We start from the raw sequence: 15,260 nt of genomic DNA on the forward strand, positions 1-15,260 counted from the left end.
CCATGGCCCGCGCAGGACTCACCCCCGACCGCCTCACCGAGGCCGCCGCCGACCTCGCCGACGAGGTCGGGTTCGAGAACGTCACCCTCTCCGCGCTGGCCCGGCACTTCGGCGTCAAGGACGCGAGTCTGTACTCGCACGTCAAGAACCTCCAGGACCTGCGCACCCGCGTCGCCTTCCTCGCCGGCGGCGAGATGATCGACCGGATCGCCGTCGCCGTGGCGGGCCGGGCGGGCAAGGACGCACTGGCCGCGTTCGCCGGCGCCTACCGGGCGTACGCGCTGGAGCGGCCCGGCCGTTACGCTGCCACGCAGATGCGCATCGACCAGTCCCTCGTCGCCGACGCACCCGCCCTGCGCCGCACCGCCGAGATCACCTACGGCATGCTCCGCGCCTACGGCCTCGAGGAACCCGATCTCACCGACGCCGTCCGCCTGTTGCGCGCCACCTTCCACGGCTACTGCGCCCTGGAGTCCGCCGGCGGCTTCGGCGCCCCCCGCGACGTACAGAAGTCCTGGGACCGGGCGGTCGACGCACTGCACGTGGCACTGGAGAACTGGCCCCATGACACCCCGTGACACTCCATGACAAGACGCAAGAGGAAAGGAACCATGACTGACCTGCACTACGACACCCGCGGCAGCGGACCCTTCCTGCTCGTGATCCCCGGCGGCGCCGGGGATCCCACGGCGCTCGACCCGATGGCCGACGTACTCGCCGAGCACTTCACCGTCGTCACGTACGACCCGCTCGGCCTCGCCCACGGCCACCTCGGCCTGCCCGTCGCCGACCAGCGGGTCGAGGACTGGAGCGAGGGGGCCCGGCGCGTGCTCGACGCCGTGCTCCCCGAGGGCGAGTCTGCGTACGTCTTCGGCACCAGTGCCGGCAGCGTCCCGGCCCTCGACCTGCTCACCCGGCATCCGGAGCGGCTGCGGCACGTGATCGCGCACGAACCGCCGTGCGTGGGGCTTCTTCCGGACGGGGCACGGCAACAGGCCGCGTTCCGGGAGGTGTGCGACGTCTACCGCGCCGAGGGTCCCGCAGCGGCGGCGGCCCGGATGACCGCCGTGCTGGAGGAGCGGGTGCCTGAGGACAGCGCTCCTGTTGGCCAACCCCTGTCACGGGAAGAGGAGTTGACCAACCCGATGGCGCTCATGCTCGCCCATGTTCTGCGGCCGTTCACGTCGTACATGCCGAAAGCCGAGCCGCCGCACGTCCGCCTCACCCTCGCCGCCGGCACCGATTCCCGCGGTCAACTCCTGTACCGCAATGCCCAGATCCTCGCGGACACACTGCACGGCGACTTCGTCGAGCTCCCCGGCGGGCACATCGGCACGGTCCAGCACCCCGCCGCCTTCGCCGAGGGGCTCGTCAAGACGTTGCTGACGGTCACCGCCCCTGGTGTCTCTCCGACCCCATAGACTGGAAGCTTCGCGGAAGCCCTGGGGGAGGGAGCGCGTCTTGTCTCAACAGCAGCTGGGACGCGGTCCCTTGAGATCCGACGACCCCCGACCGGAACCCGGTGGCCCGGGCGAGGCCGCGCGTTTCGTCGGCTGGCTGGGCAGCCTCGGCTGTGCGGCCGCCGGTTACGCGGTGTTCCAGTTCCTCTTCACGGTGCTGCCCGGCTCCCTGGACGGCGAGCCCGCCAGGTACCTGATCTCCGGGGTGAGCGGACTCGGCACGGCCACTGCGGCCTGGCTGGCGGCGGCGCTGCTCCGCGCCCGGACCGGCGCCGCACCCGTCGCCCCGCCCGCGGCGCCCACCGCCCTGCCTCCGGGTCCGCTCCCCGAGGTCTTCGCCGCCGCGCACGACACGCTCGTCGGCCAGGTGTCCGTGGTGGACGAGCCGGACCGCGGCCGGCTCACCGGCTGGTCGCACTCCCTGGGCGAGAGCACGCCCTCACGCCCCACCTCCGTCGGCACCGCCTACGGCCTGCACATCATGCTCGACCTCGGCGTGCCCGACGGCCGACTGAGCACCGGGGACCTGGTGGACACGCTGTGGCGGCTGCGGCTGCCGGGCGGCGGATGGTCGGCGCGTTCGCAGGGGGCCGTGGCCCGACCGGAGGTGACCGCGACGGTGCTGGGCGCGCTGGCCCGGGCGGGCGTGTCCGCCGAGCGGCTGGCGGCGGAGGTCGAGCGGTGCACGGCCGGGTTCACCCTGCAACTCGACCGTGCGGGACGGGAGTCCACCCACGTCGTCACCACCGTGATGCGCGGCCTCCTGCGCGCGGCGCCCCGCTCCGACGCCCTGCCGCTGCTTCGCGAAGCCCTTCTGGACGGCGCGATCAGCGACCCTCGGCGCGAGCACCTGCGCTGCTGGAGCCACCGGCTCGACCCGCCGTACGGGCCGTCGGCGCTGCGCGGACCGTCCCCGCTGCACACCGCGCAAGCCGTCGTCGCCCTCGACCGCACGGCCCGGATCCTGGGCGACACCCGCGGTGCGCGGGAGGCCCGCCAGGACGGTGTGCGCTGGCTGCTGGCCTGCCCGGACGTGCCCCACACCAGCTGCCCCGACCTGACGAACCTGCGCGAGGAGGTGCGCCGGCCACGCCCGGACGACCCCTCACGCCACGAGGTGCTGGGCGTACGGCACCACACCGCCGCCTGGATCGTCCGCGCCCTGCTCTCCCCCGGCGCCCGGGAGGTCGCCCGCGAGGACGGGCGGGAACAGGAGTGGCGGGAACGGCTGGACGGTGCCGCCGCTGCCGTACGGGCGGGGCAGACCGGCGGAATCTGGACATGGGCGGGCCAGGACGGCGGTGACCTGCACCAGCCCCTGTGGATGACCTATCAAGGTCTTTCCGCACTGCGGGCGCATGCCGTATGGATGTACCAACCGGGCGAGTGAACTCCGGGCGGACGAACGAGAATGGGAGGGGGGCCTGGATGGGTGGTCGACAGATTCCGGCGGCACGACGACTGCTGACCGGGATGCTGGACGGCGATCCACCCGAGCGCGAGCTCGTCGCCACCGCCCGGTGGGTCGTCGCCGAACTCGGCGCACCTGAGCGGCTGTCGGACCTCGTCTCCGAACTCGCCCGCGGCGAGGGCGATCCGGAGCACTGCGCCCGGCTGTCGTACCGCCACGTCCTCGGCTTCGACAAGCTGCTGCTGATCGACGGCGGTCCGCGGCACATGCTGCGCGCCCATGTGTGGCACCCCGGGGCGGGTGCGATCGGCGAGGAGGACATCCACAACCACCGTTCCCCGCTGGCCTCTTACATCGTCCGGGGCCGACTCGCCATGGAGCTGTACGAGGCGGGGGCGCCGGGCGAGGGCGGGATCGAGGCGGCCCGCTACGAGGAGTCGCTGTCGGAGCGCTCGGCGGACTGGCTGCTCAAGCCCACCGGTCCGGCGCGGCTGCGGCTGACGCACGTGGGGCAGTACACGGCGGGCAGCGCCTACGCCCTTCCCGCGCACACCCTGCACCGCGCCTGGTGCGACACCGACGTGCCGACGGTGACGCTGTTCCTGGAGACGGGAAGCGAACGGCGGCGCCACACCGATGTGTTCACGCCCGCGGGCCCGCATCCGGGGGCGGTGGCGAAGGTGCCGCTGGACGTGCCGGACTATCTGGGGGCGTTGAACTCGCTGGCGGAGCTGCTCAGGAGCTCGTGAAGGCCTGGTCCACGATGTCGAGGTTGTACGCGTCGATGTCGACCGTGGTCAGTTCGGAGCGCCCGAGCCAGCGGTGCTCCTGGTCGGGCTTGGGGAGAGTGACCTGCCGACTCAGCGGCCTGACAAGGAAGTTGTCCTGCCAGTTCTTGATCTCGTGGCCCTGGTACTCACTGACGAACGACGACTCGCCGACCCTGCGGACGATCTCGCCGAGCAGCCCGGTCTCTTCCTTCAGCTCCCGCAACGCGCCGTCGGCGGCGCTCTCGTCGGGGTCGAGCTTCCCGCAGGGAACGCCCCACACGCCGGGCAGGAACGTCTCCGTCTCACTGCGGCGGACCAGAAGCACGCGCCCCTCGTCGTCCATCACGACGGCGGCCGCCAGTCGCTTGTCGCCGGGGATGTCCATGTCCATGGTTCCTCGGTCCCTCGCCGGAGATGAGTCCAAAGGGTCTGATACCCACGAAAGCGTCAACCGTACCAGGGACGCACGGCCCACCGCTGTGAGCCGGATCGCCCCGCTCGGTCACGAGAGATCGCCCACCGCGTCGGCGTAGTACGTCGATCCCCTGAGGTGGACGGCGAGTTCGCGGAAGGTCCAGCCCTCGCCGGGCGAGTGGTCGAGCTGCTCCTCGGTGAGGGCGCCGAGGCGGTTGGCCCAGATCCGGGCGAGCCGGGTGAGGCGGCTGCGGGCCTCGTCCAGGTCCTCCTGGGTGAAGGGGGCGAGGTCCGCCTCGGTGGTGGTCGCGGAGGCATGCCAGTGGTCGGGCTGCGGGGTCTCACCGACCAGCCTGGCCTCGAGTTCGGCCAGGTGGTCGACGAGATGGTCGGCGACGCGGCGGATCGCCTTGTGCGGGGTGTACACACGGTCGTCGACGTGTGCGGGCCTGCCGTCCCAGCGCGTCCAGGTCGCGGCCAGGGCGAGGACGTGGTCGACCATGCCGGTGACGGCCTCGACGGGTGCTTCCTGCGGGCTTTCGGTCATACGGCGACGCTAGGGGCGTATCGCTTCGGCGGCGGCCGAAGTGTCCTGGGCCTCGCTTCAGTTCCCGCGCTCCGCCGCACTGCGCTCCACGCAGAACTCGTTGCCCTCCGGGTCGGCGAGGACGGCCCAGCCCGTGCCGTCCTCGTTGCGGCGGTCGTCCAGCAGCGTGGCGCCGAGGGCGAGCAGACGGTCGACCTCCTCGTCGCGGGTGCGGTCCTGCGGCTGGAGGTCGAGGTGCAGGCGGTTCTTGACGGTCTTGGCGTCCGGCACGGTGACGAAGAGCAGGCCCGCGGCCTCGATCAGCGCCATCGGGTCGCCAGGGTTGTCGTCCTCGTGCAGCGGCTGGTCCAGGACCCGCGACCAGAAGCCGGCGAGCTCGTAGGCGTCGGCGCAGTCGATCGTCGTGTGGCGGATGGTGGAGGTCATGCGGAGGATCTTCGGGCACCTCGGTCGATCAAGGCAAGATGCGCGGCAACCTCCACGGCTCCGGCGGCGACCTGGGGGTATGACTTCCGCAAGACGCATGCCGTCCGAAGGCGCAGGCGCCAGTGCCGGCCACCGCCGGGTCCGTGTGACCCGTAAGCCCGTCATCGCAGGACTCGCCGCCGCCGGCGCGCTCCTCGGCGCCTGGTACGCCACCGCCGGCGCCGCGACGACCGACGCGCCGGCCCTCACCGTGACCACGACCGCCGTGAGCCTGCCGGCCAAGTTCCCCTATCTGTCCGCCGGTTACAACAACACCCGCGAGTGGACGCGGACGACAACCGCGGTGGCCCCGAACGGCACCCTGCGCGTCGCCTGGCCCGCCTCGGACGGCATCCATGTCACCCCGCTGACATCCACCGGGAAGCGCTCCGGCTCGGACACCGTGGTCAAGGGCACCAAGGAGGTGGGTGGGCTGGTCGCGCACAACGACGGCTTCGCGCTGCTCACCCGGGTCGCCGACACCAACAAGTGGAAGGAGACGGCGGCCGCGATCGTCCGCTACACGGGCGCCAAGAAGACCTGGAGCACCAAGCTCACCGGCACCGCCTCGCACGACACGTCCCCGCTGCTCGACGGCCAGCTCACCTGGAACGGCAAGAAGTACGGCGCCTACTTCGTCGTGCACGGCGCGGGCGGCTTCGCCGACGGCCACTTCGGCGACAAGCTGTCGTACATCAGCCCCAAGGGCAAGAAGCTGAGCGGTGGTTGGGGCTGGGGCTGCAGCCACAACGAGGGCATCGCGCTGCACGCCGAGACGTCCGGCGCGTTCACCTCCCTGTGCTTCGACGACTGGCGTTCGGGCCTCTTCGTGTCGACGGGGATCGCCGCGCCCGACGTCGCTCCGGTGGTCCAGCGCGAGCAGTGCTGGGCTGGTTACTGCGGCGGCACGTTCGCCGGCCGTACCGGTGACCTCGTCAAGTCGTCCACCGGCCGCTACGCCACCGCCTTCGCCTCCCGCGGCGCCGCGTCCGCCAAGAAGAACCCGGACGACTCGTCCGGCCGCGGCTGGACGGTCAAGCCGAAGACGAGCACCCACCAGGTGGCGGTCGCCTTCCTCAAGAACCGCAACTCCGGCCCCGGCAAGGCGATCTACCTCTCCAGCGCGAAGACCACGGAGCACGTCAACGTCCGCATCGCGCCGTACGGCAAGAACCGCCTCCTTCTGTCCTGGGAGTCCCTGAAGAACGCCAAGTGCTCGACCGGCACCTGCACCGGCACCTTCGCGGGCACGCATCTTCGGCTCATCGACTGGAACGGCAAGTTCCAGAGCGCGGACAAGGTGGTGAGCGCGCGGATCACGGGCGACATCGCGGTGCAGAAGGACGGGACGCTGACGTGGGCGTCCGTGCCCGTCACACCGTCGTACGCGAGCGCCCTCACCGGCGCGTCCCCGACCACGAAGACTCTGAAGATCGCCCGACTGACTCCCTGACGACTCCCTGAAGGCGCACAACCACCGACCCCGTCCGAGGCGTCTCACAGATGCGATGCACGCGGACGGGGGAGGTCGGTGTGGTGTCAGGCAAGGGATACAAGGGGCACGTGCGGGACGTGCGGCGGTTCTTCTGGCTTCCTCGGGAGACGCCGCGCAGTCCCGTGGCGGCATGGCCCACGCTGCAGGTCTGGCTGTTCTGCCTGGCCGTGGGAGCCGTGGGCGCGGCCCTCAGTTGGGAGGAGCAGGGCCCGCTGCTGATGATGGTCGTGGTGCTGATGGAAATGTTCGAGAACGTGGTCAAGGGCGTACGGCACCGCTGGCCCGCCTTCGTGGCCGCGCTGGCGGTCGGCTGGGGCGTCAACCGGCTCGCGTATGCCGGAGTGCCCGACTCCGATTCGCTGTGGGGCGGGTACTGCGTCTATGCGCTGTGGACGTTGGCGGCGCTGGCGACGTTCGTCGCCGTCACTCGTCTGCCCCTGGGACGAGCTTTCTGATCACCTCGACGGGCAGCGCCGGATTCCGGGCGGCCGTCTCCGCGCCGCCGTCTCTCAACAACCAGGTCAGGAGCCGGGCAGGCAGGTGGGGGTGGAGCGCGGCGGCCTGCCGTATGTGCTCGTGCGGATCCTCCAGCAGCCTCGCGGCGGCCGCCGCCGACAGCCGGGGGTCGGTCGCGGCGCGGTACCGCACCTCCTCGCTGGGGTCCCGGCTGAGCCGTTCCACCAGGTCGGGTGTCGACTCCGGATCGTCCAGGGCCAGCCTGCGCATGCGCGGGCTGGGGTCGTCGGCGTACCGCAGGAGGTCGTGGCGGGGGAAGTTGGGGTGGCCGCGCGGGCGGTCGGGGGTGGTGAGGCTGCCGTCCCACCACTGCCACACCTCCAGCAGCATGTCCGCGGGCGCGTCGTCGCACGACTCGGCCAGGAAGAGCTGTACGACACGATCCTCGTCGCGCGCGAGGCGTGCGACCACGTCCGGCGGCAGGTGGCGGGCGCGGGCGACGCTTCTGCGGACGAGGGGGTGGGCGGAGGCGGCCAGGCGGCGCATGGCGTCCTCGTCGTGGTGCAGGGCCACGACCCAGTCGAGGGCCCAGGAGCGGAGCTTCGGGTCGAAGTCGATGTCGATGCCCGCGCGTTGCTCCTCGGTGAGGTCGGCCCGCACCGACACCGCGGAGCGGACGCCGGCGTCGGGATCCTCGGCGAGGAGAGCGACAAGGTCCGGGTCCAGGTGCGGGTTGCGGGCGAGGAAGCGGCGCTCGTCGGGCTCGCCGTGCCGGGCCAGGTGCTCGGCGAGGTCGTGCTCCAGGCGGCAGGTCTCCAGGGCCTTGCGCTGGGTGTCCTGGACTTCCTGGGCCTCGAACACCGGCCGGGGCATCGGGTGTTCCTGGTGGTGCAGCAGCAGGACCCGGTCGCGCACGATGCCGTGCGGATCGGCCAGGAGCGCCTCCCGTGCGGCAGCGTCGAGATGGGGCCAGGCCACCTGGCAGGCCACGGCCCGCACACCGTCGTCAGGGTCACCGGCCAGCGCGATCGCCAGATCGGCAGGCAGGCCCTTGAGGCGGGCAGTCTCGGAGCGCACACGTGCGGACGGATCAACGGCGAGCCTGCGGCAGGCGTCCTCAGTGAGCTCGGCCCAACGGTCCGCGGCCACCATGGTCAGGATCCACCGCTGACGCTTGTCCTGCTCCGCGAGAATCACGCGGGCCCACTGCTCGGGCGTGATGTTCGGCTGATGCTCGGCCGCGCTCATCCGCATCTTCCAGTCCGGGTGGGCCAGGACCGCGTCCACCGCTTCCGTCGGCAACCTGCTGTACATCGCATACGACGACCTGTCCACCAACCGGGGCCGGAGCTCCTTCGGAGTGGCCGGGTTGAGCGAGAGTCCGCGCGCCCATGCGTCGAGCAGTCTCTGCGTGGGCTTCGGCCCCTCGAACAGGGACTCCCAGGCAGCCGCCCGTTCCTCCGGTGTCTCCCGGCCCGCGGCCTGCGCGGCCTCCTCCTGCCGCTCCTTGATCCGGTCGACGGCGACGAGCCAGACAGCGTGCTCCTCGGTCGTGGCACCCAGCAGGGTGTCCCCGGCCGGCGACAGCGTGAGGAACTCCGGCTGCCCGGGCCGGTCACCGAGCACTCCGGCGAGATCCCAGTCGGCGGTGAGCCGGACCCGGATCCAACGCCGGGGCGAGCAGCCGGCGTCGATGAGGAACACCCCGTCCTCGCCGAGAATCCCCGTCTCGGACGCCAGCCGGTGCCACTGCGCGTTGAGCTCGGCGACCAGGTCGGGCCGGTCCGAGCCGACCGCCACGGCCGGCTCGGCCTCCCACGCGGCGACACGGCGCCATGCGAACGGGGGCGGCAGCACCTCCTCGACCCGCCGGTCCTCCACGATCTCCAGCCCGGCCCTACGCAGCAGCTCCGAGAGCTCATCCCTCATGGGGATCATCCTGCCCGAGGAGCTTCGCTCCGGAGTGATTCCCTGGTCACCCGAGCACCCCGACCCGCGATCCGGCGATGCCTTCCGAACTCGTTTACTGCAGCTGCCGGTTGGGCGCGGCGATCGACGTCACCGCACGTCAGTCCGCAGCAGACGTGCGCAGCGCCGCGGCGATCGACTGCCCGGTCTCCCGGGCGGTGAGATACGGCCGCACATCATGCGCCTTGGCCCCGTTGTGCACGAGGAGGTCGGTGACGCGGTCGCCGAACACCGGTGCCAGTTCCTTGGCCAGGGCCACGGCATCACCCCGGTCGGCGATGTTGGTCCAGCGCTTGACGGGGGCCGGCCAGCGGGCACGTCCGTCGCGTGGAGCCGGGACCAGCCGGTCGAGGACCAGGCCGCGTACCGCGAGCGGCGAGCCGAGGGTGACCAGAGTCAGGTCCGGCAGCTCCGGGCGGGCACACAACGCCTCGTAGGCGACGACGGAGCCCAGCGAGTGGGCGACGACGACCTCGGTCCGTTCGGTCAGAGCGGCGAGGAAGCGTTCCTGGATGGCGTCGCGCAGGTCCGGTTCGGTGAAGTAGCGGCGGACCTGACGGGCATCGGAGATCAGCAGCCGATCGCTGAGGCCCGCGAAGAAGGCGGAGTGGCTGAGGGCGTCCAGGGCGCGCTGCACCAGGTAGGGGGTACGGCCTCGCGCTGCCGCGTCCGGTCCGGGCACCCGGCTCTCCGCCCGGGCCGCCGCCTCCCACCAGGCCAGCAGCAGGTCCCGTTCGAGCCCGTCCTCGACGTCGGAGGCGTCCAACTCGGGCTCGCCGAGGCCCCGATGGCCCGCGGATCGGAACAGATCGCCGTAGAACGCCATGGTCGCGTCCCGCTGTTCGAGCACAGCGCCGGCGAGGGTGACGCCGTCGGCGAGGGCGGGGTACCAGTCGGCGAGGAGGGTGTGGGGGCCCTTGTGCTGCTGGGCTATGCCGTGGAGGAGGACGACGCGGGTCACCGGTCGTCTCCCCGGGGCTCCACGGCATCGCCGACGTTGAGGCCGAGGACCACCACACCCATGTCCGTCGCCAGACAGACATGCCCGGAGGGGGCCGCGGCCACGGCGTTGATGCCGCCGCCCACGTCGAGTTCGGCGCTCCAGCCCGGGTGCCGGGTGTCCCAGACGCGGACCAGACCGAAGTCGTCACCGGCGATGAGGAGCGGTACGCCGTGGATGTCCGCCGCCCTGAGCGCCCGGGCCCGGGACGGGAACGGCTCCAGGTCGGGGCCTCCGACGGCCCGGGTGGCCAGGTCCCGGAAGACCAGCCGGCCGTCGCCGCATCCCACGACGAGGAGACCGCTTCCGTGGCGCACGAAGTCCACGCTGAACGCGCCCCGTTCGTGCCCGGTCAGCGGCTCACCTACCGGTTCTCCGGTGCACAGGTCCCACAGCCGAACCGTGCCGTCCAGGGAGGCGCTGGCCAGGAGTTCCCTCTTCCCCGACCGGACGGTACGCAGGTCCATGACCTGGGCCGTGTGGCCGGGCATCGGCGGGCAGACGGGGGCCTGGGTGCGCGGGTTCCAGGCGTGCAGGGTGAAGTCGCCCGCGACGGACACGACGAACGCCGTGCCGTCGACGGCGTGCAGGGAAGCTCGCCAGGACGTGCCGAACCGTTTGCCGAGACGCCGGCGCGGCACCAGGGTCCAGGCGTCCGCTTCCGTCCAGTTGCTCGTCACGACCACCGTCTCGTCGTTCAGACGAGCGCCGGCGGCATGGAAGACCTGGAAGGTGCTGGACGTGATGTGGGGGGCGACCTGCGCTCCGGTGTCGAGGTCGTGGAAGCGGACGCCGCCGTACAGGCTGCCGGTCACGACCATCGCCCCGCCGTCGGGCGCCGCGACGACGTCCGCGGAGACCAGGCCGCGGTCCACCCCGCACAACGGCTCGCCGAGCGGGCTCATGGTGCCGATGTCCCAGACCCGCACCTCACGGGTGAAGGCGGTCAGCACGACCGGTGCCCCGTCGACGGTGCCGAGCGCGGGTGACGGGCACGGCCGCGTCACGTCGCTCAGTCTCGTCATGCCCTCCAGCGGCGGGTCCAGGGCCGAGCGCGTGTCCAGGTCCCACACCCGGACGGTGTCGTCGTAGGCGAGGGAGGCGACCAGAGTGCGGCCGCCGATCCGGGCGAGCGTGCCGCGCAGCACCCCGTTGGTGTGTCCGACCAGCGGTCCGCCGGCCGACGCCCGGGTCGCGATGTCGTGCACGTGCACGCCGTTCCCCTCGCGCGTGGACAGGACGACGGGGCGGTCCCCCAGGAAGGACACGCCCAAGGCGCGGGCGTACAGCGAGAGTTCCTCCAGGTCGAGGTGGGCCTCCAGGGTGCGCGTACCCTGCGCGTCCACGTGCCAGACGTACGCATGGTCGAGGGCGGTCGCGACGGCGATCTGGAGCGTGCGGCCCACGCTGCGGACGGCCAGATACTCGACACCGCCGATGTGGGTGTCCAGGGGTGGGCCCAGGGGCTCACCGGTGGCCTGTCGCCAGATCCGGACCGTGCCGTCCTCGCCGCCACTCACCAGGACGGCTGCACCGTCCAGCATGCCGAGCGCGACGCAGCGCACCACGTTCGTGTGACCGGCGAGCTCGGGCCCCAAGGCCCGGCCGGTGCACGGATCCCAGCATCTGACCTGGGTGTCCTCGCCTCCCGTGACGGCGACGGGCCGGCCGCACACGGTACCGAGGGCCACTGCGAGCACACGTCCCTTGTGCCCCTCCATCGTGCGGCCGATCTGCTCACGGGTCCGCAGGTCCCACAGACGCGCCGTGCCGTCGGCCCCGCCGGTGAGCGCCAGGGGGCTGCCCCCGATCTCCTGGACGGCTACGGCGTCCACCTGTCCGCTGTGGCCGTCGTTCGGCTGGTCGGCGGACAGGTCCCAGACGCGCGCCGTCCGGTCGGAACTGACGGTGACCGCCAGGGACGTGTCCCCGCGGCTGGTCAGGGCCGCCGCGCAGATGTCGTCCATGTGGCCGCGCAGCGGGGGCACGAGCTGGCGCAGGCTCGGCAGGTCCCACAGCCGCGTCTCCTCCCGACCGCAGGTCAGCACGACGGTACGGTCGCCGAAGCGCCCCATAGCGGCGGACAGCACACCGCTGCGCTCGTAGTAGCGGTGTGCGACGACCGGTTCTCCGATCTGTCGGCGCTCGGCGAGGTCCCACAGGCCGAGCGTGCCGGTCACGTCTCCGACCACCAGAACGGTGCGGCCCGCCACCTCCCCCGTGCACAAGGCCCTGACCCCGCCGGCGGGCCCGATCAGCGGGCTGCCGTCGACCCGCGCGTCGCCGCCGTCCATGACGTCGCCGAGGTCCCAGATCCGTACGGCCTTGTCGTCCCCGCCTGTGACGGCCAGGGGGCGTCCGTCCACCTTCGCCAGGACCGCGTCCCACACCGTGCGCCGATGCCCGGACAGCGGAGCTCCGAGCTGCCTGCGCTCGGCGAGGTCCCACAGGCGTGCCGTTCCGTCACCGCCCGCCGTCAGCACCACCGTCCGACCGCCCAGGGTGCAGACGCGGATGACCTGGATCACGTTGGTGTGCCCGGTCAGCGGAGGGCCGTACGGCTGGCCGGCCGAGAGGTCCCAGATCCGGACCGTGCCGTCGACGCCGCCGGCCAGGACCACGGTGTAGTCGCCGAGTTCGCCGATGGCGACCGCACTCACCGCGACGCCCATCGCCAGTGGTTCGCCGATCTGCCGCTGGGTGGTGAGGTCCCAGACCCGGACCGTGCCGTCCCGGCTGCCGGTCACGGTGACGGGGCGTTCGTCGAGATGGCCCACGGAGACGCAGGCGACGCTCCGGGTGTGGCCGCTGAGCAGCCGGTGGGCGCCGCTGGCCGACCACCACGCCCAGCGCGCGGTCCAGGGCAGGGCGACGCCCAGGCGTTCGACACGGTCCGCCAGGCGGTCGGCCTCGCAGCGCCGCGCGGACAACTGGAGGTCCGCGGCGCGGGCGCCGAGCGGACGGTCGGGCGTCAGACGGTGCGCCACCTGTTCGTATGCGGTGCGGATGCGGCGCGAGGCGTCCCCGTCGACCGACGCCAACGCGCGCAGCAGGCCCAGGGGTTCGCAGGCGAGCAGAAAGCCCGGGTCCTCGATGAGCCCGGCCAGCCGGCCGGCGGCCGCGGCGTGGGTGGCCAGGTGCTGACGGACGTAGGGCACCGCGGCGAGCCAGTCCCGTCTGCCGTCGGCGACGGCCGGGACGACCGACACGAGGGCGTCGACGACGGCTCGCTGGATCTCGGCCGTCGCCCGCCCGGCCGTCCTGCGCAGATGCTCCGCCAACGCCTTGTGGTAGAGCCGGTACACCGAGCGCCAGTCGTCGTCGACCACCTCCGCCACGTACGCCTCGGCCACGTCGAGGGCCCAGGAGACGTCCGCCTCCGTGCACTCGACCCCGGAGATCACGCTGCTGAGCCTGGTCCAGATCCGTCCGCGCGGGAGGCCGGTGCCCTCGGAGAAGGCGAGGGCGAGCAGCATGCGGCGGACCCGCGGCTCGTCGGGGCCGAAGCGGGCGAGGTAGTCGTCGAAGGCCTCGCCGATCTCGCTGGGCAACTCGTCCGCCCAGCCGGGGCGGTGGGTGTCGACGGCGTTGCGGTCCGAACGCAGGGTGCGTGCGGTGGTCCGGGCGTAGAGGTACACCCCGGCGGCCCGGGCGGCGACTCCCGCAGCGACGGCCCGGGCGAGTTCGGGACGGTCGCGGTAGGGGCTGTGGACCTCCGGCTCCTCCGTGGCGAGGAGCATCTTGGTGACGTATCCGGCGACGTCGTCCCGCTCCGCCCGGTAGCCGGGACGGTCGAGGTCGATGCAGTGGAAGGTGGGGCCGAGCGGGGTGACCAGTTCACGGCGGGTGCCCACCAGCAGCCGTACGCCCTGGATCTCGGACATGGGCCGTAGCAACTCGCGGGTGATCCGGCGAGGTTCGCCGTGTCCGCCGGCGTCGGCGGCCGTGTCGGAGCCGGCCTCGTCGACCGCGTCGACGACGATGACGACGGGCGGGCCCTTACGGCCGCGGCGGGTGAGTTCCTGGAGGAGGGCGGCGGAGCCGTCGGCACTCACGCCCAGGTTGTCCGCGATGCGTTCGACGATCTCGTCGAGCCGCTTGTGGCGGGCGTGCACCGCGGCCGTCACACAGCCCTCGGGGACGACCGTCGCGGCGTCGAGCGCGCCGAGGTCGAAGCGGGGACGGTAGCCGGAATCGGACAGGGCGACGACCCGGCCCAGGACGGCCGACTTGCCGCAGCCCGGTTGGCCGGTGACGACCCGGCCCCGGCCGTCGCCCTCCTCACCGGTCAGCCACGCGGTGAGTTCGGTGAGGACGCGGGCGCGCCCGCTGAAGTACAGGCCGTGCTCGGACTCGAACTCCACCCCTCGCGAGCGCGGCCCGAAGTGCTCGGTGAGGTCCTGCCCGGCGACCCGGCGCTGGATCTCCAGATCGGTGCCGATGGGCGGAAGCGCCTCCCGGTAACCGGAGTTGGGCAGGAACGGGGCCAGGCCGGTCACCAGTCCGCTGGCGAGCTCGGCGCGCTGGCCGAGGCCGTCCGCCTCGAACCGCTCATTGACGGCCTTCACCAGTTCGGCGAGGTCGAGGTACTGCTGCCGCTGCCCGGTCCGCCCGGTGGTGATCTCCACGGCGGAGCTCAGCGCGGCGACGAACTTCCCTTCCTCGGCTATGTCCTTGCGGCGGGCGGAGGCCAGGAACCACAGCCCGGTGGCAGTTCCCGCGCCGATGTTCCGGTAGGCGATCGACTGCAACGCGAGCGCGGCGGCCTCCGCACCGCCCGCCCCGCCGGCGCAGGTGTCCAGGACGAGCAGCAGATGGCGCAGCTCGCCCCGGCACAGGATGCGGACGAGGTCCTCGGTGGCCAGGGCCGTGGTCGCGGCGTCCTCGTCGGCCCGGGAGTCCCAGCACAGCAGGTAGTGCCGGTCCCGGTCCTGGACCAGGCCGTGTCCGGCGAAGTAGAGGACGACCACGTCGTCGGCGGTGAGGGCGGCGTCGGTGGACCAGTGGCGCAGCTTCTGGCGGATCTGCTCCGCGGTGTCGTACTCCCCGAGGCCGGACAGGACGGGCCGGTAGCCGAGTCCGGCGAACAGGTCGCGCACGGCGCGCACGTCCGCGGGGACCTGCCCCAGTTGTTCGCGCGCCGGGAGGTGGCAGTAGCGGCCCACACCCAGCGCGAGGAAGAATCGCCGACCGACCCGCAGCGCCATCGTTCGCCCCCCGCAGCACTCCCGTCCACTGTAGCGGCGCGGTCACGCTCCGGGACCGTCCTTGGCA

Annotated in this window: 12 protein-coding genes; 6 read left to right on the forward strand and 6 right to left on the reverse strand. The window is 72.4% G+C overall.

What is annotated here, in order from left to right; all coding sequences use genetic code 11:
• Positions 1 to 2 precede the first annotated feature (2 nt).
• The 4 genes from IG08_RS0117405 to IG08_RS0117420 all read left to right on the forward strand — a co-directional run bounded on the left by IG08_RS0117405 (position 3) and on the right by IG08_RS0117420 (position 3,620).
• Positions 3 to 578 (forward strand): TetR/AcrR family transcriptional regulator, encoded by a 576-nt coding sequence (locus IG08_RS0117405; protein ID WP_030602608.1) that lies wholly within the window; start codon positions 3 to 5, stop codon positions 576 to 578.
• A 33-nt stretch (positions 579 to 611) separates the two neighbouring features.
• Positions 612 to 1,421, forward strand: a complete 810-nt coding sequence (locus tag IG08_RS0117410) for an alpha/beta fold hydrolase (RefSeq protein ID WP_052424754.1) — start codon at positions 612 to 614, stop codon at positions 1,419 to 1,421.
• A 70-nt stretch (positions 1,422 to 1,491) separates the two neighbouring features.
• On the forward strand, positions 1,492 to 2,850 hold the full coding sequence (locus tag IG08_RS0117415) for a prenyltransferase/squalene oxidase repeat-containing protein (RefSeq protein ID WP_234342901.1): 1,359 nt from the start codon (positions 1,492 to 1,494) through the stop codon (positions 2,848 to 2,850).
• Between the two features lie 38 nt (positions 2,851 to 2,888).
• Positions 2,889 to 3,620, forward strand: coding sequence for a hypothetical protein (locus tag IG08_RS0117420; RefSeq protein ID WP_030602620.1), 732 nt, complete (start codon positions 2,889 to 2,891; stop codon positions 3,618 to 3,620).
• Here IG08_RS0117420 and IG08_RS0117425 read toward each other — a convergent pair.
• The 3 genes from IG08_RS0117425 to IG08_RS60155 all read right to left on the reverse strand — a co-directional run bounded on the left by IG08_RS0117425 (position 3,607) and on the right by IG08_RS60155 (position 5,028).
• The gene (locus IG08_RS0117425) at positions 3,607 to 4,032 is read right to left on the reverse strand and encodes an NUDIX hydrolase (protein ID WP_043454533.1); all 426 of its coding nucleotides are present in this window, start codon (positions 4,030 to 4,032) and stop codon (positions 3,607 to 3,609) included. The genes IG08_RS0117420 and IG08_RS0117425 overlap by 14 nt on opposite strands.
• A gap of 111 nt (positions 4,033 to 4,143) precedes the next feature.
• Complete coding sequence (locus tag IG08_RS0117430) at positions 4,144 to 4,602, reverse strand: hypothetical protein (RefSeq protein WP_030602632.1); 459 nt, start codon at positions 4,600 to 4,602, stop codon at positions 4,144 to 4,146.
• A 57-nt stretch (positions 4,603 to 4,659) separates the two neighbouring features.
• Positions 4,660 to 5,028 (reverse strand): VOC family protein, encoded by a 369-nt coding sequence (locus tag IG08_RS60155; protein ID WP_030602633.1) that lies wholly within the window; start codon positions 5,026 to 5,028, stop codon positions 4,660 to 4,662.
• A 79-nt stretch (positions 5,029 to 5,107) separates the two neighbouring features.
• On the opposite strand from IG08_RS60155, the gene IG08_RS0117440 reads away from it, so the two are divergent.
• Both IG08_RS0117440 and IG08_RS0117445 read left to right on the forward strand, forming a co-directional pair.
• Positions 5,108 to 6,520 carry a hypothetical protein gene (locus IG08_RS0117440; protein ID WP_420823287.1) on the forward strand — a complete coding sequence of 471 codons (1,413 nt, stop codon included), beginning with the start codon at positions 5,108 to 5,110 and terminating at the stop codon, positions 6,518 to 6,520.
• 83 nt (positions 6,521 to 6,603) lie between these two features.
• On the forward strand, positions 6,604 to 7,017 hold the full coding sequence (locus IG08_RS0117445) for a hypothetical protein (RefSeq protein WP_234342903.1): 414 nt from the start codon (positions 6,604 to 6,606) through the stop codon (positions 7,015 to 7,017).
• Here the strand turns inward: IG08_RS0117445 and IG08_RS0117450 are convergent.
• From IG08_RS0117450 to IG08_RS0117460, 3 genes are all read right to left on the reverse strand, one after another.
• Positions 6,986 to 8,947, reverse strand: coding sequence for a PE-PGRS family protein (locus IG08_RS0117450; RefSeq protein WP_338060161.1), 1,962 nt, complete (start codon positions 8,945 to 8,947; stop codon positions 6,986 to 6,988). The genes IG08_RS0117445 and IG08_RS0117450 overlap by 32 nt on opposite strands.
• Positions 8,948 to 9,086: 139 nt before the next feature.
• Positions 9,087 to 9,947: a hypothetical protein gene (locus IG08_RS0117455; protein WP_030602645.1), complete on the reverse strand. Its 861-nt coding sequence runs from the start codon at positions 9,945 to 9,947 to the stop codon at positions 9,087 to 9,089.
• On the reverse strand, positions 9,944 to 15,193 hold the full coding sequence (locus IG08_RS0117460) for a caspase family protein (RefSeq protein WP_030602648.1): 5,250 nt from the start codon (positions 15,191 to 15,193) through the stop codon (positions 9,944 to 9,946). Before IG08_RS0117460 ends, IG08_RS0117455 begins: the two co-directional genes overlap by 4 nt.
• Positions 15,194 to 15,260 lie beyond the last annotated feature (67 nt).

Source organism: Streptomyces fulvoviolaceus (genome assembly GCF_000718165.1).
Lineage (GTDB): Bacteria > Actinomycetota > Actinomycetes > Streptomycetales > Streptomycetaceae > Streptomyces > Streptomyces fulvoviolaceus.